Raw genomic sequence first — 23,927 nt, 5'->3', positions numbered from 1 at the left:
GTGTATTGTCATCACAAGGCGACTAATCGCTTTGCGTTTATTAGACAACACACCTTCGTTGTGCTTCTTCCTAATTGTTAAAGAGCAATTCGTGGGTTGCATAACCCAACGAGCAGTATTCTTTAAAAAGAACACTCTTCGTTGAATCTAGCGCCAGGTCAACCGTTGTTGTCCTGTGCCCTATACTCTGTCATGAACCTTGCTGTATCGACAACCATCCACAAAAGCGGTGGTGGAGGATGACGGGATCGAACCGACGACCCCCTGCTTGCAAAGCAGGTGCTCTCCCAGCTGAGCTAATCCCCCGAGGTAATCGTTGGTGGGTCAAGTTGGAATCGAACCAACGACCCCCGCCTTATCAAGACGGTGCTCTAACCGACTGAGCTACTGACCCATCTATCACCAGTGGGCGATACCTTCAATGGTCATGACATTAACTAACAGCCAATAAGTGTGGACGCTTTCGCTTTGCGAGCCATTCGCTCTAAAAGGAGGTGATCCAGCCGCACCTTCCGATACGGCTACCTTGTTACGACTTCACCCCAGTCATGAATCCCACCGTGGTAAGCGCCCTCCTTACGGTTAGGCTACCTACTTCTGGTGAAACCCACTCCCATGGTGTGACGGGCGGTGTGTACAAGACCCGGGAACGTATTCACCGCGACATTCTGATCCGCGATTACTAGCGATTCCGACTTCACGCAGTCGAGTTGCAGACTGCGATCCGGACTACGATCGGGTTTCTGAGATTGGCTCCCCCTCGCGGGTTGGCGACCCTCTGTCCCGACCATTGTATGACGTGTGAAGCCCTACCCATAAGGGCCATGAGGACTTGACGTCATCCCCACCTTCCTCCGGTTTGTCACCGGCAGTCTCATTAGAGTGCTCTTGCGTAGCAACTAATGACAAGGGTTGCGCTCGTTGCGGGACTTAACCCAACATCTCACGACACGAGCTGACGACAGCCATGCAGCACCTGTGTTCCGGTTCTCTTGCGAGCACGGCCAAATCTCTTCGGCTTTCCAGACATGTCAAGGGTAGGTAAGGTTTTTCGCGTTGCATCGAATTAATCCACATCATCCACCGCTTGTGCGGGTCCCCGTCAATTCCTTTGAGTTTTAATCTTGCGACCGTACTCCCCAGGCGGTCAACTTCACGCGTTAGCTGCGCTACTAAGGCCTAACGGCCCCAACAGCTAGTTGACATCGTTTAGGGCGTGGACTACCAGGGTATCTAATCCTGTTTGCTCCCCACGCTTTCGTGTCTGAGCGTCAGTATTATCCCAGGGGGCTGCCTTCGCCATCGGTATTCCTCCACATATCTACGCATTTCACTGCTACACGTGGAATTCTACCCCCCTCTGACATACTCTAGCTCGGCAGTTAAAAATGCAGTTCCAAGGTTGAGCCCTGGGATTTCACATCTTTCTTTCCGAACCGCCTACACACGCTTTACGCCCAGTAATTCCGATTAACGCTTGCACCCTACGTATTACCGCGGCTGCTGGCACGTAGTTAGCCGGTGCTTATTCTGCAGATACCGTCAGCAGTACCTCGTATTAGGAGGTACCTTTTCTTCTCTGCCAAAAGTACTTTACAACCCGAAGGCCTTCATCATACACGCGGGATGGCTGGATCAGGGTTTCCCCCATTGTCCAAAATTCCCCACTGCTGCCTCCCGTAGGAGTCTGGGCCGTGTCTCAGTCCCAGTGTGGCTGGTCGTCCTCTCAAACCAGCTACGGATCGTTGCCTTGGTGAGCCTTTACCCCACCAACTAGCTAATCCGATATCGGCCGCTCCAATAGTGAGAGGTCTTGCGATCCCCCCTTTCCCCCGTAGGGCGTATGCGGTATTAGCCACTCTTTCGAGTAGTTATCCCCCGCTACTGGGCACGTTCCGATATATTACTCACCCGTCCGCCACTCGCCGCCAAGAGAGCAAGCTCTCTCGCGCTGCCGTTCGACTTGCATGTGTAAAGCATCCCGCTAGCGTTCAATCTGAGCCAGGATCAAACTCTTCAGTTTAATCTCTGTGGTTGTCCCGTCTTGCGACGAGACCGATTGTGTCTCAAAGAAAAATTCAGAGTTACACAAGGTAATTCTTCATCTTTCGTTTGTGAGCACTTGATACAAACTTGTGGCGATCCCCGAAGGGTTCGACTCGCTCATTCCAAGCGCCCACACTTATCGGCTGTTAATTGTTAAAGAGCAGTGACAGTTGCCTGTCGTTCTACCGACTAACCCGGCTGGCTCGTCGCGCTTAGCGCTTCGTGCCTTGCTGTGTTAGCAGCAGAGAAACGAGATTATGAAGCAGATCAGGCAGTGTGTCAAGCGTTTTTTTTGAAGAAGTTAGAAAGTTTTAAAACCGTCCAACTCATCCCGCTTAAACCAGAACTTTCGTTCCGTCCTACCTGGCGAACAATCAACCCAAAGGGTCAACCATCCAACTTCACAAACAAGGGTAAATTTTCAAATTTGTTTCAACCTTCGAAACCGCTTAAAAACTTAACGCTGCGTTCTCTGGAGCAGAACCTAGAACTTTAACACAGAATTTTCTGATTTGTCAAGCTCCGGGTTTTACACCGTGTCAGTTACCTGACTCAGTCATTCAAGCTTCGGTGCGGGCCTCTTGGCCAAGGCGGTGAATCTTGTCTAACTGCTCTCTGTAGCGCTTTGAGGGAAAACCCTGTGTGTGCTGCAGCGAGAAAAGAACTATAGCACGATGATTTTCAGACTTGCAAGCCTTCTTTGCCATTTTTCTAGGTATCTCAGGAGAGAAAACTCCGTAAAGCGATGTAGCTGATTGATAACTATGAAGAATAACTATAAAAATATTTTTTAGATTAACTTCGAATTTTTGCCTCTCGGCAGGAGGCTTCAGTCGCCTACAGCGCAAAACACGGTGTGACCACTGTTTTCCTCACAAAAATTCGTTAAATCCTCCCGCCACTCCCTGACAACTCCCTCTCTATATAGTTAGAGAGAAACTCGCCCCCACAAATGATCGCCAGTCGTGGGTTTCCTACCTACCTACCTACCTACCTACCTACCTACCTACCTACCTACCTACCTACCTACCTACCTACCTACCTACCTACCTACCTACCTACCTACCTACCTACCTACCTACCTACCTACCTACCTACCTACCTACCTACCTACCTACCTACCTACCCAACCGGTTGGTTGGCAAACAAGATAGTGGCGGTGAACACGCCCCACAGCACCAGACCCTCGCCCCAAACCAAGAGTGTCTCTATATAGATAGCAAGTTGAGCGGCCTCCAAGATCGAGCACTATGCAGAGCTGTTAGCCGCTCGGGGCCCCGGGACAGGGTGTTGGGGCGAGTCAGACGACTTGCCGCAGTCGGAGTCACCATTGGGGATGCAAGCAGTCTGCTGTTTGAGCCCAACGTTTGTGATTGGTCCGGGGGACCAATCACTGGGCGAGTTCAGACTGCGCCCCGATGGTGACTCCGACAAGGGGACCGGCGCATCGCGCCGGCAAGTAGTCCGCCCCAACACCCTGTCCCGGGGCCCCGAGCGGCGTCCTATATAGAGCGGTTAGAACCACATCCACCCCCAAGCAGCCTCCAGAACAAAGGCAAGCGAAGCATTCCTTCTCACTAAACTCTCTATATAGTCATAAAGGCATAGCAGCCTCCCTGACTTGGCCCTACACTAGGCCGAAACAGATATTCCTTTAGCGAAACTAACTATGCATGAAGACATCCTGATTAACGTCACTCCTTTTGAAACCCGTGTTGCCCTGGTCGAGCAAGGTGCTGTCCAGGAAATTCATATCGAGCGCAGCATCCAACGTGGCTATGTGGGGAACGTCTATCTAGGAAAGGTGGCGCGGGTTCTACCCGGCATGCAAAGTGCCTTTATTGATATTGGCCTGGAGCGCGCGGCATTTATCCATGTAGCCGACTTGCGGCAGAACCGTACCGAGCGCAATCAAGGTAGCGCGACTACCCCCATTGAAAAACTCCTGTTCGAAGGCCAGTCTCTATTAGTACAAGTCATCAAGGATCCTTTGGGCACCAAAGGCGCTCGCGTCTCTACGCAGATCAGCATTGCTGGACGCATGCTGGTGTATTTGCCCTTTGATCCGCATATTGGTGTGTCGCAGCGAATTGGTTCGGATGCAGACCGGATCGAGCTACGCGAACGCGTCAGCCGCCTGATGCCCAAGGACGAAAAAGGCGGCTTTATCGTACGGACTCAGGCCGAATGCGCGACAGATGAAGAAATCAGTGCGGATCAGCAGTATCTGCGCACTTTATGGACACGCATTCAGGAACGTATCCGAGAGCAAGGCGCCCCTTCCGTTCTGTATACGGACTTGAGCCTGGCACAACGTGTTTTGCGCGATATGGTCACACCCAACACTCAATCCATCATTGTGGACTCACGCACTGTGGTTCAAGAGATGAAGGAGTGGGCCCAGATTTATACGCCCTCCGTGCTGGAGCGAATTAGTCACCACAAAGGCAGCCGCGCCTTGTTCGATACCGCTCATGTGGATGAAGAGATCAACCGCGCCTTGTCGCGCCGGGTCGATCTGAAGTCTGGCGGTTACTTGATTATCGATCAGACCGAAGCCCTGACTACGGTCGATGTGAATACGGGTGGTTTTGTCGGTGGCCGCAACTTTGACGACACCATCTTCAAGACCAATCTGGAAGCGGCGATTGCCCTGGCTCGCCAACTGCGTCTGCGCAACCTGGGTGGCATTATCATTCTGGACTTTATTGATATGGACGATCCCGCTCACCGGGAGTCTGTCTTGCAGGAGCTGCAAAAAGCACTGGCCAAAGATCGTACTCGCGTGACGATCAATGGCTTTAGCCAGTTAGGCCTGGTGGAGATGACACGCAAACGTACACGTGATTCCCTGGCGCACCAGTTGTGCGAGCCCTGCCCTACTTGCCAGTCGCGTGGTTCCGTGCGCACGGCCCGTACCGTCTGCTATGAAATTCTGCGCGAAGTCTTGCGCGAGGCCAAGCAATTCAACCCCAAGGAATTCCGCATCCTGGCAGCACAGGAAGTAGTGGATCTGTTTCTGGAAGAAGAAAGCCAGCATTTGGCCGTGGCGGGCGACTTTATTGGCAAGCCTATTTCCCTGGAAGTAGACCCGCACTACTCCCAGGAGCAATACGACATTATTTTGCTGTAAATGGTCTGTTTTGGGATTGGCGGGGTAGCCAATCCCCTTCATTCGCCATCGAACGGCAAGGTCTGCGCCCTGCAACCGGGCGTCACTTAATAGTGGCGTGGAGTCAACTGGCTAGTTCAATAGAGCCCATAGCGCAAAGTGCTTTAAGCATTACATGAGTGGCTTGCCCTAATACGCATCAAAAAATACTTCACCACACCCAGCTTAGCCCTCTCTTGCAGCCTGCTCGCGCAGGCATCTACAAGCTCAAGACTTAGCCAAGTAAACAGCATCAAGCGACTGAAAACTAAACTCCAAGCCTATTCCTTGATCTGATGGCGGATGACATGAAAGCCCTCTGACTCCTGGGGCGCTACAAAATAGCGGCTGAACAAATCAAACTGCGCTTCAGTCGTTTCAAAGGGATGATCACCGCTGGCATTACGAGCATGCAAGCGCGCTTTGCACAACTCATCGGCCACATCCAGATAATGCAATTCGTGAGCCACGCTCGCCTGTTCAATCAATTCCCGCGCCCAAGCTCGTGTTGCCAGAGTGTTGGATGGAAAATCCAGCACCACGGGCACTCCGGCCTGGAGCAGACCCACGATGTGCGGAGCCATGGCAGTACGCAGCAGCTCCGAACAACGAGCGTAATCCTCCAAAGAGGCAATTTGACCGGAATACAAACTTGCCAACCAAAAGTCTTCGCTGATCAGCACCGTTCTTGACTGCTCGGACAAGCGCTTGGCAAAGGTGGATTTGCCCGCCGCAATCTTGCCGCAAATCAGATAGAGCATTGCTGCTGTCGTGGCTGTCTGTTTGGTTTGGGACATAGCGGCAAAATCCAACATCATCTCTATTAACGAGAAAAGACTAAAAACAATAAACCCGCTTGAAAAAGCGGGTCAAGAGCAAGACAGAGCTGTCCTGCGAGTGGGGCGCCTCAGGTGGAGAAAGAACCGCCCTGCACCCAGCTTGAGCACTTACTGCGGTGCAACGGGGACAAAGTCGTCCTCGGGCAATTCTTCTTTCGGTGCATCATCCGGATTACACACGCCTGGCGCGCGAATCGAGGTGAAGATCTCCTTGATTTCCTTTTTCACATCCGCGCGGTAGCTATACACCTTGGCATCTACCCAGCCTTTTTGCATCAAGGTCAGATCAACCAGAATGCTTTTATCCCAACCCGCCCCCGGCTCCAGTTCATAACGCAAGGTGCCGTAGCTGGCCTGGCGTTCGTCCATCTTGAAGACGGCTGCTTTGCCACACTCTGCCTGGTGCTTGAACAAGGCACGCTGAATGCCCACAAAGTCTGCATTGATGCGTCGCTCTGTCTTGAAATAGCTGGAACGACGCAAATCCTGTTCTCGCAGTTCCGCACCCTGCTTGGCACATCCTGCCAACACAGCCAGCCCAGCCAGCGCAAGAATGATTTTCTTCATGATGTTCCTTATTGTGCAGCCCCAGGCTGCTTATTCGTTGAACTGAAACTGCATTTGGTAGAAACCGGCATACACGCCGTTACGGGCCAGCAATTCGTCGTGACGACCTTGCTCAATGATCCGCCCTTCGTCCAGCACCAGAATTTGATCTGCATTTTGTACGGTAGACAGGCGATGTGCAATCACCAGGGTACTGCGGCCTTTCATCAAGGTTTCCAACGACATCTGAACCTGACGCTCGGACTCGTTATCCAGAGCCGAGGTGGCTTCATCCAGAATCAGGATAGGTGCATTTTTGATCAGGGCACGGGCAATTGCCAGGCGCTGACGTTGACCGCCGGACAGAGCGTTGGCGTTCTCGCCCACCATCGTATCCAGACCTTGTGGCAGACCTTCCACAAACTCGCGCAGATTGGCCGCTTCCAAGGCCTCCCAAATACGTTCCGGCGGAACATCGGCACCTGCGCCATAAGCGACGTTCTGGCCAATTGTCGCCTCAAACAGCACCACATCCTGGCTGACCAGGGAAATCTGGCTGCGCAGGCTGCGCAAGGTCAACTCTTCCGAGGGGATACCGTCCACACGGACTTCTCCGCCGGTAGGAATCAAGAAACGCGGCAGCATATTGGCAAGCGTGGTCTTGCCACTGCCGGACCTACCGACCAAGGCAATGGTCTGGCCAGGCTGCACCGCAAAGCTCACCTCGGACAGAGTATCGCGATGCGCGTTAGGAAAACGGTGAGAAACCGCGTCAAATTCAATATGACCGCGCACAGGCTGCTTGAATTCGCGAGTCCCGGTATCAGGCTCGGGCTCCTGATCGACCAGTTTGAACACGCTTTCTGCCGCTACCAACATGCGCTGCATGGTGCCCGTGATATTGGTCAGACGCTTGATGGGATCAAAAATCTGCCCCAAAGCCGCCATGAAAGCGGCAAAGCTACCAATAGTCAGCGTGCCGGTGTTGGCCTGGTAAAGGGCCACAAAAATCACCCCGGCCACGGCGATGGACACAAACAGCTGGGTAATGGGCGACAAGGCCGCATCCGCGGAAGCCGCGCGCATGGCAAAGCGACGCAAACGTGCGTTCACATACATGAAACGCGTATTTTCACGCTCGTAACCGTCAAACAGCTTGATGACACGTTGAGCATCAATGGCTTCGCTGACCACGCGGGTCAGCTCGGCATTCATGTTTACCGTATCGCGGTTAATGCGGCGCAGGCGGCGCGACACCAGCTTGGCTACAAAGACCGAGGCGGGCATGACCAGAAACACGATAACCGTCAGTTGCCAGGACATGTAGAGCAAGACGCCCAGCAAGGCAATCACCGTCAGGGTCTCGCGCACCACGACAGTGACCACCTCGGTGGCTACCCCGGTCATGGTGCCCGCATCAATGGTGAAACGGTTCAGCAAACGACCCGTATCCCCTTGCTTGAACTCCGAATCGGACAATCCCAGCAAGCGGGAGAACATGTCGCCACGTAAAGTCAGCAACATTTTGTTGGCGATCCAGGCAAACAAGTAGGAGCTGCCATAACTGGTGACGCCACGCACGAACATCAGCCCGATCACCGCCAGGGGTATGGACCACATATAGTCGGGATTGGCACCGGTAAAGCCGTCATCCAGCAATGGCTTCATGATCACTGCCAGCACCGGCTGCGTTGCCGAGGAAATGCTGACCAGGATCAGCGCCAGCACCGCTACCTTCCAATAAGGTAGCAAACGACTGTAAATGCGCTTCCAGAGATCGGATTTGACGGGATCGTGCCCAGCAGGCTTGATTTTGGTTTCTATGGCGTTGGACAACGAGGACACCCTATATACTATCTAATTGTGTTTATTCTAACGCTCATTGCCTGAATCGAGCGTCCCCGCTCTTGTTCGTCCTGCCTAGTTGTCCTGTTCATGTCTGATCCCTCTGCCCTTTACCTGCGATTGCCTAATTGGTTAGGCGATGTATGCATGAGCCTGCCGTGTTTACAGGCCCTGCTGGATACTGGTTTGCCCGTTGTGGTTTGCGCCCGTCCCTGGGCCCGCGAACTGCTGTCAGCCTACCCCTTGCAGGGTTTCATCCCCATGACCAGCCACTGGCACCAGGATGCCAAGGCCATACGCCGCTATCGTCGCCAGCATGGCCACCGCAATGCATACGGCCTGCTGCTGCCCGATTCGCTTAGCAGTGCGCTCAGCTTCAAACTGGCGGGCCTGCCCGCCTGCGGTTACCGGGACGATGGCCGTAGCCTTTTATTACGTTGGCCACTCAATAAGCCGCAAAAGCAGTTGCACGCGGTGCAATCCTGGTTCTATATTGTTCAGCAGGCTTTGGAGCTGTGGAAGTTGAAACCAGCTCCTGAACAAGCCCCAGCCACCCTGGATTTGACGCTTAGCCCCCTGCAACGGCAAGAAGGCGACAACAGTCTGCGCCAAGCCGCCCTGCGCCCCGGTGACTATATTCTGATCGCCCCTACCGCAACGGGACTGCACAAAGGCCGCGTCAAAGTCTGGCCGTATTTCGACCAACTGACCCGCCATCTGCAAGCCCAAGGCAAAACCGTCATTATGTGCCCTCCACCCAACGAGCATGAGGCTGCCCTGCGTAATGCGCCCAGCGCACGCTGCTTGCCGCCCCTGCCTCTGGGGGCGTTCGCACGGCTTTGCCAACAGGCGCAGTGGGTTATTTGCAATGATTCTGGCGTCTCCCATGTCGCAGCAGCCATAAAGGCTCAGCAGCTGACCTTATGTGGTGTTACCAACCCCGAAGACACTGGTCCCTGGTCGCCGCGGGCTATCTGCCTCGGCCGGGATGGCCAATGGCCTACACTCGATGAGGTGGTGCAAGTGCTGGAGTCAGAGCGGGAGCATTCATGAGTCTATCGAGCATTCTGACCAGCCTTGTCATTCCGCTGAATCTGTTTGCCGCCCTATTACTTTTGGCGGTACTGCTTTTTATCCTGCGTCTGCGCAAAACCGCAGCTGCCCTGGCTTTGGCGGGTTTGCTCTGGACCGGTGCCTGGTCCCTGCCCGCCACCAGCCTGTATGCCGGTGGGTATCTGGAAAAAATGTACCCCTACCAGCCCGCTGACCAGGTAACGCAAGCCGATGCCATTGTGGTGCTAGGTGGCCATACCGCCCAAAACCGCAGCAATTGGTTCCTGCCCCAGACCGCACAAAAGACATCGGCACGGGTAGAGCGCGCTGCTGATTTGTATAAAGCAGGTCGTGCTCCCTATATTGTCCTGTCGGGCGCCGCTCTGGATGGAGGGATCAGTGAGGCCAAGGTCATGGCCAATACCCTGAACAACCTGGATGTTCCCCCTTCGGCCACGCTGATGGAAAACGAGAGCCTGACCACCCAGCAAAATGGGGAATACACCGCGCAGCTGCTGAAAGAAAAGCAGGCTAACCAGGTCTTGTTGGTGACCTCTGCCCTGCACATGCCACGCGCCATGGCTATTTTCCGCAAGCAAGGGGTCAATGTGATTGCTGCAGGGGCGGCACCTCAGCTAACCGTTCCCAACAGTCCCGAATTTTCCATATGGAAACCCAATCTGATGGCGCTGCAGTCCAGCCGCTCCATCATCAAGGAATATGTAGGGATTCTGGTGTACTGGTCCCGAGGCTGGGCATGATTTGTCGTTCTGAATGCGGGGCATGCTGTATCGCCCCCTCTATTTCCAGCCCGATTCCCGGCATGCCCCACGGCAAACCCGCCGGTGTGCCCTGTATCCAGCTGGACGAACAACTGCGTTGTCGGATTTTCGGCCAGCCTGAACGCCCTGCCTGTTGCTCGGGCTTGCAAGCCTCGCAGGAAATGTGCGGGGAGAAACGGGAGGACGCCTTGATCTGGCTGACCAGGCTGGAAGCGCTGACCGCCCCGGCCATCAAGAACTAGATGTAAAAAAGAGGTGTTCTGAATTCAAATCAGAACACCTCTTTTATATGTCTTCAATAAGCAGACTGCTACAAGGCCCGCGCTTTCAAATAGGCTTGATACGTATCCAGCGAAAAGCGCTGCGCATCAAAACGCTGTTCTGCGCGATGCCGCGCCCGCTGGCCCACTGTATGCAAACAGTACTTCTGGCACAACATGTCACGCACATGGGCTTCAATGGCCAGCACATCCCCGCAAGGCACCACCCATCCCTCATGCAAGTGCTCAATGCTTTCCGGCAAACCGCCAGCATTGGAAATCAACACGGGCAAGCCCAAGGCCAGGGACTCATAACAAGCGTACGAGGCTGACTCTTTATAGGACAGCACAAAACCCACATCGCATGCGGCCAACACCGAGCGTACATCCTTGACCAATCCAGGAAAGAGCACTTGCTCGGCACAGCCCAGGGCCTGCACTTTTTCGCAGACGGCTGCTGTAGGCGGATCCCCGGCAACCACCACGCGGACGCGCTGTTTCAGCTCTGGCTCCAGACGGGCCAGCGCCTCCACCAGCAACAACCAGCCTTTTTCCAGATCCGTACCACCTACCGAGCCCAACACCAGACAGTCCGGCGCAAGCTCCGCAGCAAAAAGCTTCTGCCGTGCAATCTGCTTTTCCTGCAGGGAAACGGGTCGGTAATGCTCCAGATCCAGGCCGTGATAAATACGCTCGACACTACAGCGACGATAATCAGAATTGGCCAGTTGTCGAGCGACATAATCACTGACAGCAATACAAAGATCTGTCCCGAAGCGTGCCCGCAAACGGTTGCCCATACTGTGAAGGCGGTTGGTATTGTGTTTGGTCCAGATGATGACCGGAGGATTTGCCAAGGTCTTGCAAGCGATCATGACGTGGCGATGATCGGTACTGCCATTGCAATGCACGATGTCGAAGGCTTCACGCTGCAAAAAGCGGCGCAGGCTCCAGATCTCTGACAAGGCCGTCCCGATACGGGCGGTATACAGCCCCGGCAATACTCTTACACCGGGTATTTGCGACGCTTCACGGTACAGTCGACCCGTTGCCGGTGCGGCCAGAGTGAACTCACACTGATGGGCCAAACCGCGCAACAAACCCAAAATATACGTGACATGGCCGCCGCCATTACCGTGGTGGATATCAGTGATCAGGACCTTCAAAACTCGCTCCGTCAGCGGCTGTGAATGACAGACAAATACTCAGATCGAGCACCTGCAGGCCACAAAGTGTATCCGCTATTGCGTAAGCTGAACAATGACTGAACAGCAGTTTTGACAATTTAATATCAGTAACAGAGAAAAGCTCGCGTCACCTGCCCTTAATCTTGGCGGCGAAGCAACACTTTTTGATACAGGTCCTGATAGCGAGTTGCGACTGCAGGCCAGCTGAACTGAACCAATAACTCACGCGAGTTCTCGATCAGATTCCTGGCCATGGCCGGATCCTTGCTGATTTTCTCAATCGCATGGGCCAGTTCCTGAGCATCTTCCGGATGGCTGAGCAGCAAGGCGTGATAGCCGCCCTGCACATATTGAGCAAAGCCACACCATGGAGCTGGACTTAGCACAACCGGCAAGCCATAGGACATGGCTTCCAGCGGTGCCATGCCAAAGCTGTCATTCAGGGTGGGATGCACGTAAATATCGGCAGCGCGATAAAAGGGTTCGACATTAGAGGTCTCGCCCTGCAGGATGACGCGATCCTGCATGTTCAGCGTCTGCAGCTGCTGACGCATCTGGTCACGCAGGCCAGGCTTTCCGCCCACTACCAACAGACGGTAATGAGAGGGCAATTTCGCCAGGGCTTCCAGTACCGTGCTCAAGCCTTTGCGCAGAGGATTTCGAGCCACCAGCAGGCAGACGACCTGCTCCTTGGTGAAACCCAAGGACTCACGCACTTTGGCACGCTCTTCCCCTTGCAAATCAGCTTGCGGCAAGGCCACGCCAGGAGCGATAACGGGATAATCGTGCACGCTGCCATAGGCTTGCTGCAATTGTTCGGCAATCAAGCCTGAAACAGCGACAACCGCATGAGGACCAGGCCGCAAACGGCGCTTTTCCAGACCCAGATAGCCCCAGACACGCGGGCTGAAGTAGGAACCCAGTTTTTTAAGCCAGGGCAAGGGTCGCACACGCCAATTGAAACGAACTGGGGTGACATGAACCACTTCCACATCCCCGCACCACCCGTTCATATGCGAATGCACAATATCAAAACCTTGGGCCGTGGCCTTGGCCGCCTTGCGGGCGAACAGAATGCCGCGTATCCAGCCAGGCCAGTGCGACCAATGACGGATAGGCACGTAGGCCAGCTTCAAGTCGCAGCGGCTGTCATATTCACGCGCAAACACGGTGATTTCGTGCTTTTCGGCCAGCTCGCGCATCAGCTCCACCCCGTAGGCCTCGGCACCGCCAAAGCGGTTGCCGAAACGATCAACCACAAAGGCAATGCGCAGACGCTCGGGAATCGCAGCGGGCGTGTCATGGGTATGGTCTGAACTCATGAGCGTGAAACCGTACGGCGTTTGTCTTCCAGGCGTGTCACGCACTTTTGCACAAAGCGCAAAATATTGGTGGAGCGCGAAACCGTGACGCGGGGCAGGTCAAACAAATCATCGTCCGAGCGCGCCAGACCACGATTGGTGGTGGTAGCGTTCAGATAACCTGCCTGACGCACTTGCTCGCGGATAGCCCGATTCTGGTCGCCGTAGGGATAACAAAAGGCACTGACTTCCACTTGCAGCGCTTCTTGCAGCTCTGCTTTGGATTGTGAAATCTGGTAATGGGCGATCTCCGAGGACACATCAGTCAGATGCACATGGTCCAGGGTATGCGAGCCCGCTTCATGGCCGGCATTCACCCAGGCGCGCAGCTCGGGCAAGGACATCAGACCGGAATGCGGTACGCCTTTGGGTTGATCCCAGAAGTTGGAGCCATCCAGATGCCGCGCAACAATGTAATTAGTGGCGGTAAAGCCCAGCTCGTCCAGCACCGGCATGGCATTTTGAAACACGTTACGGTAGCCGTCATCAAAGCTGATTCCCACGACCTTGCCCTGCTTTTCACCGCGCAGGTACGGCATCAATTGCGCCATGGACAAACCTTGATAGCCCAAGCGCTTCAGCCACGTCATCTGGCGCCGAAAGTCAGTAGGATGCACGGTCAAGCCACGATACGGCGAACCTTTGGGAGCGGGCACCCCGACCTGGTGGTACATAAGAATCGGAATCATATGCGGCATTATAAGGGGCTAAACAGACTTCTGACGGGTGTAATACCACAGCTTACTATATCGAAACAGGCTGCCAGAAGCGGCCATGCACGCCAGAATGAAGCCTTGCGGGCCATCCAGAAAACCGCGTCGAACAATATAGTGACGCACAAAGGTCCAGCTGGCATGTCCGGCAATACCTGGCAGGCTGGTGGTTTTGCCCTTGGCCTGCATTTGACGCGCTGCATCCGACGAGTAACGGTTGATCTTGTCGATAAAGATCTCGAGGCTGGCGTAGGGATAATGCAGAAAATGCCCGTCCAGAATCAGGACGGGATGGTCGGTCTGTACGCTTTCATGGACCTTGGCATCGTTAAAACGGGCGGTGCCACGCTTGAACAGACGCAGAACCCGGTCTGGCCACCAACCACTATGGCGCATCCAGCGGCCAGCAAATTCGGACAGACGGGCAATCCGGTAAGCCGTGCCACGCGGTTGGGCCATTTCTTGCTGAATCAGCCGTGCCAGCTCCGGGGTGACGCGCTCATCCGCATCAATGGACAGCACCCACTCGCCCGTGGCCTGATCCAGCGCCCGATTTTTCTGTGGGCCAAAGCCGGGCCAATCCGGGGTGACCGTGACTTTCGCGCCCATGGAGCGGGCAATTTCCACGGTCTGGTCGGTACTGCCCGAATCCACCACAATGATCTCGTCCGCAAAGGCGACCGACTCCAAGCAGGCACGAATATGCGCCTGCTCGTTTTTGGTAATCAGGATAACGGACAGGCGCGTGCCGGAGCCGGTCACAGCGCGCTGCTCTACTTCTGTCGTTGACGACGACGCCATGCTTTCCACCTGTTGAAAATCGGACCAATCACGGGGTGTACTGCGACATTCAGCCTGCGCCCGACCGATACACCCGTCGTATCACGCACGGCGAAGCGATAAATATGCAAAGGATCGCTGCCAGGCTGGTTGGAGCCAAAGGCACGCGTCGTGTACAAATAGCGAAAACCTGCCTGCTGGGCGACCTGCACGTAATCTGGATCAAAATAACCTTGAGGCCAGCAAAGCTGATCGGAGACCGTGCCCATATTGGCCTTCAAGGTCTTGCGGGACTGTTCCAGCTCCCAACGCATCTTGTCATTTTTCTGATCGCGCTGCTCGCTCAAGTCCCAGCGAGTATGCGTATGGGTATGGCTGTGGAACTCGAACACGCCATCAGCCTGCATGGCGTGGATTTCACTCCAGCGCAAAATCACCTCGTCACTGCGTCCTTGCTCGATGCGCGCTTCACACTCGCCGTGCACCGGACACTCGGGCACCTCCTGACCTTGCCCCAGATAAGGGCGTACCGGGCCGTCCTTGATCCAGCTTGTCACCAGGAAAATCACGGCATTGAAGCCATATTTTTTCAGCAAGGGATAGGCGTAGACCCAGTTATCCAGATAACCATCGTCAAAGGTGATCAGCACCGATTTGGGTGGCACGCCCTGCCCTTGCAAATGGCCGACAAACTGTTCGGTTGTCAGACTGGTCCAGCCATGCTTTTTCAACCATTGCAAATGCTGCTCGAAATGCTGGGGACTGGCATTGATCATGCCCCCTTGGGGGGTGACATGGTGATACATCATGACGGGCACAGTGCTTGCCACTTTCATCCCTGAAGCTCCTTTAACCAGCGGTAGTACGCACTCTCCAGGCGGTCGCCCATGGCGACGGGGGTAAAGCGCTCGTCGCTACGACAAAACAGGCGACCAGCGGCCCCCATGTCTTGGCGTCGCTGTGGATTCTGAATCAATTGCTCTATAGCAGTACACCAGGCCTGCTTGTCGTGTAAATCCGCCAGCAAGCCACTTTGGCCTTCCTGCATCATTTCCGGCACACCACCGACACGGCTGCCCACCACGGGAACCCCGGCGCAACCCGCTTCCACAAATGCTGTGCCCGAAGCTTCCATATGAGTCGCCAGGGCAAATACATCCAGATTGGGCAGAATTGAAGGTACATCGGAGCGGGAACCCAGCAAATGAATGCGTTCCAGCAAGCCCAGCTCAGCGATCAGGGCCTGCAATTGCTCATAGCCCGGCGAGCCGCCCCCCACCAGCACCAAATGCACTTGAGGATAGCGATCAAACAAGGGCTGCATGGCGGCGATCAGTTCATGATGGCCTTTTTCGCGCCGCAGTACGGCAACGCAGCCTACCAGCACGGTATCCGGTGCCAAGCCCAACTCGGCACGCAAATCCAGGGCGGGTGCCGAATCAATCACGCTGGGATCAACACAGGGGTAGACCACCTGGACGTGCTCGGGTTTCACACCGCGCTCGATCAAGTGATCGCGCACATAGTCGCTGGGCGTGATTACCCGCTTGGGCACGATGGTGTAAGACATCAAGGAACCCACTTTCTTGGCCAGATGGCGCGTGCGCACAATCAGGGGAGTCCCCGCCAACCGCCCGGCCACACCCGCCAGCATGGTATCGCGACGACTATGGCTGTTCAGCACATCAAACTGGCCTTGACGCAGCACCCGGCGCAATTGGCTCACACCGCGCACGTAATTGGCCGGGCCATCCATCAACAAGGTATGAACAACGAAGCCCTCGTCGCGCAAGCGCTCGGTCAGCTGTGCATGGGGTTGGCAGGCGGCCTCCACCTGATGCCCCCGCTCGCGCAAGATGCGCATGGCGCGCAGGATGTAGTTTTCCTGGCCGCCAAAGCTGGTGGCAGCTTCCGAGTGCAGAATGCGCAAGGGCCTCATCGGTAGCTGATCTCCACCTCGTGCGTGGCATCCCAGTCTTCCAGCTGCTCCAGCAAGGAGTCGGCCAGACGAACACGCCATTGCGGGCCCAACTGCACCACACACTCGTAATCGGGACGCTGCAACTGCACTTCAACCGGCACCCCGCCCTGCTGCTCGGCACGATGGGGCGCCAACAAGGTTTGCAGACGCTGTGCGTCGGCATTATTGTTCAGGCCAATACTCAGGCAACTGGCACGGGCTTCACGGGCCAGCTGCAAGTCGAAAATAGCGTCGGCATTGATACGCAGGCCGCCGGTGTAATCGTCGTTGCTGACCTTGCCCTGGATGATGATCAACTGATCTTCTTTCAGACGCTGGCGGTGCTCTTCAAACAACTCATTGAAGATCGCCACCTCCAGCTGCGCCGAGCCGTCATCCAGCATGGCGTACAGCATCTTGCCACGACGTGTCATGCGTACACGCACGGCTGACAGCACGCCGGCGAACCATTGCGGGCTGCGCGAGGCTTCCAGACATGCCAACGGTGTCGGTGCGAAACGGCGGACTTCATCGCGCCAGGCGTCAAACAAGTGGCCGCTGAAGTAAAAGCCCAGCGCCGTCTTTTCCTGACGCAAGCGATCCTGCAGGCTCCAGGGGGCAACTTTCGCAACTTCGCCCTCCACAATATCGTTGGAGTCATCAGCAAACAGCGAGGACTGGTTCGCGCTACGTTCGGCCTGTTCGGCAGCTTCCGTAGCCGCCCCGATACTGGCCAGCAAGGCGGCGCGGTTTTCATCAATCGAGTCAAAAGCACCAGCACGCACCAAGGCTTCAATGGTGCGTTTGTTGACTTGATGGCGGTCCACGCGACGGCAGAAGTCAAACAGGCTGGTAAAAGGACCACCTTGCTTGCGAGCGTCCACAATGGCTTCAACGGCGGCCTGACCGGTACCTTTCACGGCGCCCAGGCCATAACGCATGGTGCGCGGCGGCAAGCCTTTTTCGGTATAGCTGTCCTTGACCGGCTCAAAGCGGTAGTTGGACGCATTGATATCCGGTGGCAAGACTTCTACACCGTTGGCCAGCGCGTCCTTCCAGAAAATCTGCACCTTGTCGGTATCGTCCATATCGGACAGCAAGGTCGCAGCCAGGAACTCGGCCGGATGGTGAGCCTTCAACCAGGCGGTGTGATAGGCAATCAGCGCGTAAGCAGCGGAGTGACTCTTGTTAAAGCCGTAGCCCGCAAACTTTTCCATCAGGTCAAACAGCTTGACCGCCAATTCTGGGTCGTGGCCTTTCTTGACTGCCCCTTCCTCGAACAGGACGCGGTGCTTGGCCATTTCCTCGGGCTTTTTCTTGCCCATGGCACGACGCAGCAAGTCGGCACCACCCAGCGAGTAGCCACCGATAATCTGCGAGATCAGCATCACCTGTTCCTGGTAGACAATCACCCCGTAGGTACTGCTCAGGGTGCTCTCCAGATCCGGGTGGAAATAATCCACTTCAGCCCGACCGTGTTTCCGGTTCACGAAGTCCACCACCATGCCCGACTCCAGCGGCCCCGGACGATACAGGGCCAGCATGGCGATAATGTCTTCAAAGGTGGAGGGGCGCAGACTGCGCAGCAGCTCTTTCATCCCGCGCGATTCCAGCTGGAACACCGCTGTCGTATTCCCTTCGCACAGCAGCTTGTAGGAGGCGTCGTCATCCAAGGGCAAGGCCATGATGTCGAACTCGCGCTTGTCTGCGTTGAACTGGCGCACGTAGCGCACCGCCCAATCCAGAATCGTCAGGTTACGCAGGCCCAGAAAGTCGAACTTGACCAGGCCAGCGGCTTCCACGTCGTCCTTGTCGTACTGAGACACGGCGTTGGCATCGGGGCCGGACTGCGCATACAGCGGGCAGAAATCAATCAATTTGCCGGGCGCAATCAGCACGCCCCCAGCGTGCATGCCCACGCTACGGGTCAGGCCTTCCAGGGGGCGAGCCAGGTCGATCAGGGCTTTGACTTCCTCGTCGTTCTCGTAACGCTCGCGAAAGGCAGGCTCGTCGGCCAGCGCACGCTCCAGCGTCCAGGGATCGGCGGGGTTGAACGGAATCAGTTTGGACAAGCCATCGCACAGGCTGTAGGGCAACTCCAGCACGCGGCCTACGTCGCGCACCACCGCTTTCGCACCCAAGGTACCGAATGTGGCGATCTGACTGACGGCCTGACGGCCATATTTCTGTTTAACGTAATCAATAACGCGTTCGCGGTTGTCCTGGCAAAAGTCCACGTCAAAGTCAGGCATGGAAACCCGCTCGGGGTTCAGGAAACGTTCGAACAGCAAGTCATAGCGCAAGGGGTCCAGGTCGGTAATCCCCATGCTGTAGGCCACCAGGGAACCCGCACCCGAGCCTCGGCCTGGTCCTACGGGCACGCCATTGTGCTTGCCCCAGTTAATGAAGTCCGCCACGATCAGGAAGTAGCCCGGGAACCCCATGGAGATGATGGTGTTGCACTCCCACATCAAGCGCTCTTCGTAGGTCGGGCGTTGCTTCTCGCGCTCCTCGGGGTCGGCATACAACTGCTTCAAGCGGGTTTCCAGACCTTCTTTGGCCTGCTGAATCAGAAAGTCACCCAGTGACATGCCTTCAGGTGTGGGGAAGTCGGGCAGATACGGTTTGCCCAGTTCCAGCTCCAGGTTGCAACGCTTGGCAATTTCCAGCGTGTTTTCCAGCGCAACAGGAACGTCCGCAAAACGTTGCTGCATTTCATCCGTACTGAGAAAGTATTGCTCTTGCGTAAAACGCTTCACGCGCTTGGGGTTGGCCAACTGCTCGCCTTCGGCAATACATACCCGCACCTCGTGCGCGCGGAAATCGTCCGGTGCAATAAATTGAATCGGGTGCGTCGCCACCACGGGCAGGTCCAGCTCCGCGGCCAAGCGCATGGCAGCTTGTACATACAGTTCATCGCCGTCCGCACCGCTGCGTTGCAACTCAATATAGAAAGCGCCCGGGAACAGACTGTCCCAGTGGCGGGCGCAATCACGGGCCAATTCCAGATTGCCATCGGCCAGGGCCTGGCCCACATCGCCCATACGTCCACCGGACAGGGCAATCAGGCCACTGCACTCTTTCAGCCAGGCGCGCTGCACTTCTGCTCGCCCCTTGTACTGGTTGCCCAGCCAGGCACGGGTCAGAATGTCGCACAGGCTCAGGTAACCAGCCTCGTTTTGCACCAGCAATAACAAGCGCGACGGTTTTTCGCGGTCTTCCTCGTTCTGCAGCCAGATATCACAACCCATGATGGCTTTCAGCCCGGCTTTACGCGCCGAGGTATAGAACTTGATCTGCCCAAACAAGTTGCACAAATCCGTCAAAGCCAGCGCAGGCTGCCCATAGGCCTGCGCTTTTTTGATCATTTCGGGAATACGGGCGATGCCGTCCACCACGGAGAACTCCGAGTGGGATCGCAAATGGACAAAGGAAGGGGTGGTTTCGCTCATGATGGAATTGTACTGAAGCCAATAGACATTGGTGACCCTGAAGCGATGCTCAGGGTGAATAAGGGCAGGCAATATGTTTCGATTGGTTCACATCTCGCTGAACAACAAACGCACAATCACCCGCCCCCTGCCGACCAATACCAAAATAACAAACAATCTAGCGCTGCAAGGCAGCCCAGGCTTTTTCCAGCCGCTTGACCGAGACAGGCATAGGGGTGCGCAGTTCCTGGGCAAACAAGGACACGCGCAATTCCTCCAGCATCCAGCGGAAGTCCCGCAAGCCGCTATCAGTCGCACCTTTCAGCGCCGCGACGGCACGCTGGTACTTCGTCAGCAAGACTGACATATCCTGCATCAAGCGTTGATCGCGAGCCGGGTCGGCACGCAGCTTGTCCACCCGAGTTTGTACGGCTTTCAGGTAGCGCGGCATATGAGCCAGCTGCGCGTACTCATTGCTTTCCAGAAACAAAGTGGGCATCAGGGCATTCAATTGCAGCTGTATGTCTTTCAAAGCCTCGGGGTGTGCTTTGATTTGCGCCAGTTTCTTCTGGGCAGCACTCCATTCATTCAAGATCTGCCCGGCCAGACGCGCCACTTCCTGGGCCACCAGACCCAGACGGCTACGCCCTTCCTGTACACGGGCCTCGAACTCCGCCTGGTTCTTGGGCCAGGGTTCCATCATGCAGGACTGCTCCAGAGCCACATCAATAATCTGGTCACGCAATTGTTCCTGCGTCCCCAGGTTGATGTACAGCATGCTGATGCGGGTCAGATCCGTAATGTTCTTTTCCAGAAAGCGCACCTGCTCGCGCAAAGCCAGGCGGAACAGACGGCGCAAACCCAGTCGGTGTTGACGCTGAGCCTGGGCCGGGTCGTCAAATACATCCAGATCGCAATGGGTTTTCTTGTCAATCAAGGCGGGGTAGCCAATAAAGCTGCGTCCCTTGCGCTTGATTTCCATCAGCTCGGGCAGTTCACCAAAGCTCCAGCTGGTCAGTTGCTCGTGATCCAGCACCTGCGCCACCTGCTCGTCGCTGGCGGCCATCTGCTGGAAGGAGGCCTGCGCCTGACGGCCATGTTCGGCCTTGAGCTGGTCCAGATTTCGGCCGCCCGACAACATGCGACCATGCTCGTCAATCACCCGGAAGTTCATGAACAAGTGCGTCGCCAGCGTTTCCGGCTTGAAATCGCTGCGCTGTGGTCTTTGTTTGACGTGCGCCCACATATCCTGGGAAATCGCGTCCAGCAGGCTCATGCCCGGATCGGCCGCTTTTTCAAACCAGCGCTGGTGAAAGGCGGCGGCGTAATCGGGCAAAGGCACACAATGGCGGCGAATACGCTGTGGCAAGGATTTCAGCAACGCGAGCACTTTTTCTTTCAACATGCCGGGCACCAGCCATTCACAACGCGCGGCGTCGATCTGGTTCAAGGCGAACAAGGGCACACTCAAAGTCACCCCATCGCGCACCGAACCCGGCTCGAAGTGATAATCCAGCGCCATCTTCACACCCTGCCATTCAACGGAGCGCGGAAAGACCTCGGTGGTGATACCCGCTGCGTCGTGCTGCATCAGCTCGTCGCGGTTCAGCTCCAGGCCCTTGGCCTCCTCTTTGGACAAGCCCTTGAACCACTTTTCCAATGTGGCGGTCTGGTACACGTCCTTGGGGATGCGCTGATCGTAAAAGGCGTAGATCAGTTCCTCATCCACCAGAATGTCAGGACGGCGAGATTGGTGCTCCAAACGCTCTACCGCCTGAATTTGCTGACGGTTATGACGCAGGAAAGGCAGGTTGGAATCAATCTCGCCCGGCACCAGAGCCTGGCGCAAGAACAATTCGCGGGCCTGCACCGGATCAATGCGGCCAAAGTGAATGCGACGACCACTGTAAATCAGCAAGCCGTACAAGGTAGCGCGTTCGTTGGCTACCACTTGGCCAGCTTTCTTCTCCCAACGCGGATCGCCCCAGGTTTTACGCAGCAAATGGGCGCCAACTTTTTCAATCCATTGCGGCTCGATACGCGCCACACAGCGGGCAAAGAGTCGCGTAGTTTCCATCAACTCGCCAGCCAGAATCCAGCGGCCTGCTTTCTTGACCAGCTTGGAACCGGGGTGAATCACAAAGCGCAGCTCACGCGTGCCCTGATAGACGCCGGTTTCTTCGCTCTTGTAGCCAATATTGCCGATCAGACCCGTCAGCAAGGCCAGATGCACCTGCTCATAAGTGGCTGCCGAGGGGTTGGCGACCCAGCGCTGTTCCTGCACCAGACTGCGCAATTGGGTATGAACATCACGCCACTCCCGGATGCGCAGCGGGGACAACAAAGCCTGTTTGACGCTATTGGCAAACTTGCGCTGCGAGCTTTGTTCCTGCGACAGCTCTTCCAGCCAGTTCCATAGCTTCACATAGGACAGGAACTCGGATTTGTCGTCATTGAAACGGGCATGGGCCTGATTGGCCGCCTCACGTTCGTGCACAGGACGATCCCGCGGATCTTGCACGGACATGGCCGAGGCCACGATCAGCATTTCCGTCAAACAATGATGTTCATGACCGGCCAGAATCATGCGGGCCACACGCGGGTCCACAGGCAGCTTGGCCAGAGAACGACCCACCTTGGTCAGGCGCTGCTGTTCATCCAGCGCACCCAGTTCTTGCAGAATCTGATAGCCATCGGCAATCGCCCGGCCAGTGGGCGGCTCCACAAAGGGGAAGGTTTCCACATCGTCCAGATGCAAGGCCTTCATGCGCAGAATCACCGAGGCCAGCGAGGAACGCAGAATCTCGGGATCCGTAAAGGGGGGGCGGCTCTTGAAGTCCTGTTCGTCATACAGGCGAATACAGATACCGGGGCCAATACGACCGCAACGCCCTGCCCGCTGGCTGGCCGAGGCCTGGCTGATCGCTTCAATACGCAACTGCTCGACCTTGTTGCGCCAGGAATAGCGCTTGATACGGGCCAGACCGCTATCAACCACAAAGCGTATGCCGGGTACGGTCAAGGAGGTTTCGGCCACGTTGGTCGCCAGCACCACACGACGCGCAGTACCTTTGGGGCGAAAAATACGTTCCTGATCCGCCTGCGACAGACGCGCAAACAAAGGCAGGATCACGGTATTGATGGGCTTTTCTTTTTCCAGCGCTTCGGTCGCTTCACGGATTTCGCGCTCGCCGGGCAGGAACACCAGAATATCGCCAGTACCGTGTCGGGCGCATTCCTGCACCGCATCCACAATGCCTTGCATCAGATCCCGCTCTTCCTCGGAGGCAGAGCGGCGTTCCTCGGTATCGACCAAGGACGGGTCCAGAATCGGGCGATACACAATATCGACGGGATACAGACGGCCCGATACTTCGATCACTGGCGCCTTCTTGCCCTTGTGGGCAAAGTGCTGCGCGAAACGCTCGGCATCAATCGTGGCCGAGGTAATGATCAGCTTCAGATCCGGACGCCGTGGCAGCAGCTGCTTTAAAAAGCCCAGCAGGAAGTCAATGTTCAGACTGCGTTCATGGGCCTCGTCAATAATGATGGTGTCGTAGCGACTTAATAAAGGATCGCGCTGGGACTCGGCCAGCAAGATCCCGTCCGTCATCAATTTGATGGCCGAGCGCGGCCCGGTCTTGTCATTAAAGCGGATTTGGTACCCTACCCAGTCACCAATCTCGGATTGCAGCTCCTGGGCAATGCGCTTGGCGACCGACGTGGCCGCCAGACGGCGCGGCTGGGTATGGCCAATAATCTTGCCCTGCAGGCCACGGCCCAGCTCCAGACAGATTTTGGGTAATTGAGTGGTTTTGCCCGAGCCGGTTTCACCACACACAATGACCACCTGATGGTCTTTGATCGCCTGCGCAATTTCGGCCCGTCGGGCGCTGACTGGCAGGTCATCAGGATAAGAAATTGTTGGTAAAGAGTGTGGGTTTTCAGTCAATTCGTCGGACTCGTGCATGAA

Annotated in this window: 15 protein-coding genes, 2 tRNA genes and 1 rRNA gene; 4 read left to right on the top strand and 14 right to left on the bottom strand. The window is 55.9% G+C overall.

Annotated elements, in window-relative coordinates; all coding sequences use genetic code 11:
* Positions 1–230: 230 nt before the first annotated feature.
* The 3 genes from CPY64_RS04455 to CPY64_RS04445 form a co-directional block, all read right to left on the bottom strand.
* Positions 231–306: transfer RNA gene (locus CPY64_RS04455), tRNA-Ala, on the bottom strand.
* 11 nt (positions 307–317) lie between these two features.
* A tRNA-Ile gene (locus tag CPY64_RS04450) sits at positions 318–394 on the bottom strand.
* Positions 395–487: 93 nt separating this feature from the next.
* Positions 488–2,023 (bottom strand): 16S ribosomal RNA (locus CPY64_RS04445).
* A 1,692-nt stretch (positions 2,024–3,715) separates the two neighbouring features.
* Here CPY64_RS04445 and rng point away from each other — a divergent pair.
* Positions 3,716–5,179, top strand: coding sequence for a ribonuclease G (gene rng / locus CPY64_RS04435; protein WP_042484397.1), 1,464 nt, complete (start codon positions 3,716–3,718; stop codon positions 5,177–5,179).
* A gap of 299 nt (positions 5,180–5,478) precedes the next feature.
* Here rng and CPY64_RS04430 read toward each other — a convergent pair whose 3' ends face one another.
* From CPY64_RS04430 to msbA, 3 genes are all read right to left on the bottom strand, one after another.
* Entirely contained in the window at positions 5,479–5,994 is a 516-nt protein-coding gene (locus CPY64_RS04430) for a P-loop nucleotide/nucleoside kinase family protein (protein ID WP_198501048.1), read from the bottom strand.
* Positions 5,995–6,144: 150 nt separating this feature from the next.
* On the bottom strand, positions 6,145–6,603 hold the full coding sequence (locus CPY64_RS04425; RefSeq protein WP_042484395.1) for a hypothetical protein: 459 nt from the start codon (positions 6,601–6,603) through the stop codon (positions 6,145–6,147).
* A gap of 30 nt (positions 6,604–6,633) precedes the next feature.
* Positions 6,634–8,427 carry a lipid A export permease/ATP-binding protein MsbA gene (gene msbA / locus CPY64_RS04420; RefSeq protein WP_086046091.1) on the bottom strand — a complete coding sequence of 598 codons (1,794 nt, stop codon included), beginning with the start codon at positions 8,425–8,427 and terminating at the stop codon, positions 6,634–6,636.
* A 147-nt stretch (positions 8,428–8,574) separates the two neighbouring features.
* On the opposite strand from msbA, the gene CPY64_RS04415 reads away from it, so the two are divergent.
* Genes CPY64_RS04415 through CPY64_RS04405 form a run of 3 tightly spaced genes read left to right on the top strand, consistent with a single transcriptional unit; the run spans position 8,575 to position 10,504 of the window.
* Positions 8,575–9,480: a glycosyltransferase family 9 protein gene (locus CPY64_RS04415; protein WP_042484393.1), complete on the top strand. Its 906-nt coding sequence runs from the start codon at positions 8,575–8,577 to the stop codon at positions 9,478–9,480.
* On the top strand, positions 9,477–10,241 hold the full coding sequence (locus CPY64_RS04410; protein WP_042484390.1) for a YdcF family protein: 765 nt from the start codon (positions 9,477–9,479) through the stop codon (positions 10,239–10,241). The genes CPY64_RS04415 and CPY64_RS04410 overlap by 4 nt, the downstream gene beginning before the upstream one ends.
* On the top strand, positions 10,238–10,504 hold the full coding sequence (locus tag CPY64_RS04405; RefSeq protein ID WP_042484388.1) for a YkgJ family cysteine cluster protein: 267 nt from the start codon (positions 10,238–10,240) through the stop codon (positions 10,502–10,504). Before CPY64_RS04410 ends, CPY64_RS04405 begins: the two co-directional genes overlap by 4 nt.
* Before the next feature lie 68 nt (positions 10,505–10,572).
* Here CPY64_RS04405 and CPY64_RS04400 read toward each other — a convergent pair whose 3' ends face one another.
* The 8 genes from CPY64_RS04400 to hrpA form a co-directional block, all read right to left on the bottom strand.
* Complete coding sequence (locus CPY64_RS04400; RefSeq protein WP_042484385.1) at positions 10,573–11,688, bottom strand: glycosyltransferase family 4 protein; 1,116 nt, start codon at positions 11,686–11,688, stop codon at positions 10,573–10,575.
* Between the two features lie 158 nt (positions 11,689–11,846).
* Positions 11,847–13,031 carry a glycosyltransferase family 4 protein gene (locus tag CPY64_RS04395; protein WP_042484380.1) on the bottom strand — a complete coding sequence of 395 codons (1,185 nt, stop codon included), beginning with the start codon at positions 13,029–13,031 and terminating at the stop codon, positions 11,847–11,849.
* Positions 13,028–13,744, bottom strand: coding sequence for a polysaccharide deacetylase family protein (locus CPY64_RS04390; RefSeq protein WP_042484378.1), 717 nt, complete (start codon positions 13,742–13,744; stop codon positions 13,028–13,030). The genes CPY64_RS04395 and CPY64_RS04390 overlap by 4 nt, the downstream gene beginning before the upstream one ends.
* A 33-nt stretch (positions 13,745–13,777) precedes the next feature.
* Entirely contained in the window at positions 13,778–14,584 is an 807-nt protein-coding gene (locus CPY64_RS04385; RefSeq protein ID WP_042484375.1) for a glycosyltransferase family 2 protein, read from the bottom strand.
* Positions 14,557–15,399, bottom strand: a complete 843-nt coding sequence (locus CPY64_RS04380; RefSeq protein ID WP_042484371.1) for a polysaccharide deacetylase family protein — start codon at positions 15,397–15,399, stop codon at positions 14,557–14,559. The genes CPY64_RS04385 and CPY64_RS04380 overlap by 28 nt, the downstream gene beginning before the upstream one ends.
* A complete protein-coding gene (locus CPY64_RS04375) occupies positions 15,396–16,502 on the bottom strand; it encodes a glycosyltransferase family 4 protein (protein ID WP_042484368.1) in 1,107 nt (368 codons plus the stop codon). Before CPY64_RS04375 ends, CPY64_RS04380 begins: the two co-directional genes overlap by 4 nt.
* Positions 16,499–19,975: a DNA polymerase III subunit alpha gene (dnaE, locus tag CPY64_RS04370; protein ID WP_042484365.1), complete on the bottom strand. Its 3,477-nt coding sequence runs from the start codon at positions 19,973–19,975 to the stop codon at positions 16,499–16,501. The genes CPY64_RS04375 and dnaE overlap by 4 nt, the downstream gene beginning before the upstream one ends.
* 157 nt (positions 19,976–20,132) lie before the next feature.
* A complete protein-coding gene (gene hrpA, locus CPY64_RS04365) occupies positions 20,133–23,924 on the bottom strand; it encodes an ATP-dependent RNA helicase HrpA (RefSeq protein ID WP_042484363.1) in 3,792 nt (1,263 codons plus the stop codon).
* Between the last annotated feature and the right edge of the window lie 3 nt (positions 23,925–23,927).

The organism is Alcaligenes faecalis (genome assembly GCF_002443155.1).
GTDB lineage: Bacteria > Pseudomonadota > Gammaproteobacteria > Burkholderiales > Burkholderiaceae_B > Alcaligenes > Alcaligenes faecalis.
This window is presented reverse-complemented; position numbering and strand designations above follow the sequence as displayed.

Excerpts from the sequence above, each read along its gene's own strand:
- rng (WP_042484397.1), top strand. The coding sequence starts at position 3,716 with ATGCATGAAGACATCCTGATTAACGTCACTCCTTTTGAAACCCGTGTT.
- CPY64_RS04430 (WP_198501048.1), bottom strand. The coding sequence starts at position 5,994 with ATGTCCCAAACCAAACAGACAGCCACGACAGCAGCAATGCTCTATCTG.
- CPY64_RS04425 (WP_042484395.1), bottom strand. The coding sequence starts at position 6,603 with ATGAAGAAAATCATTCTTGCGCTGGCTGGGCTGGCTGTGTTGGCAGGA.
- CPY64_RS04415 (WP_042484393.1), top strand. The coding sequence starts at position 8,575 with ATGAGCCTGCCGTGTTTACAGGCCCTGCTGGATACTGGTTTGCCCGTT.
- CPY64_RS04410 (WP_042484390.1), top strand. The coding sequence starts at position 9,477 with ATGAGTCTATCGAGCATTCTGACCAGCCTTGTCATTCCGCTGAATCTG.
- CPY64_RS04405 (WP_042484388.1), top strand. The coding sequence starts at position 10,238 with ATGATTTGTCGTTCTGAATGCGGGGCATGCTGTATCGCCCCCTCTATT.
- CPY64_RS04395 (WP_042484380.1), bottom strand. The coding sequence starts at position 13,031 with ATGAGTTCAGACCATACCCATGACACGCCCGCTGCGATTCCCGAGCGT.
- CPY64_RS04390 (WP_042484378.1), bottom strand. The coding sequence starts at position 13,744 with ATGTACCACCAGGTCGGGGTGCCCGCTCCCAAAGGTTCGCCGTATCGT.
- CPY64_RS04385 (WP_042484375.1), bottom strand. The coding sequence starts at position 14,584 with ATGGCGTCGTCGTCAACGACAGAAGTAGAGCAGCGCGCTGTGACCGGC.
- CPY64_RS04380 (WP_042484371.1), bottom strand. The coding sequence starts at position 15,399 with ATGAAAGTGGCAAGCACTGTGCCCGTCATGATGTATCACCATGTCACC.
- CPY64_RS04375 (WP_042484368.1), bottom strand. The coding sequence starts at position 16,502 with ATGAGGCCCTTGCGCATTCTGCACTCGGAAGCTGCCACCAGCTTTGGC.
- dnaE (WP_042484365.1), bottom strand. The coding sequence starts at position 19,975 with ATGAGCGAAACCACCCCTTCCTTTGTCCATTTGCGATCCCACTCGGAG.
- hrpA (WP_042484363.1), bottom strand. The coding sequence starts at position 23,924 with ATGCACGAGTCCGACGAATTGACTGAAAACCCACACTCTTTACCAACA.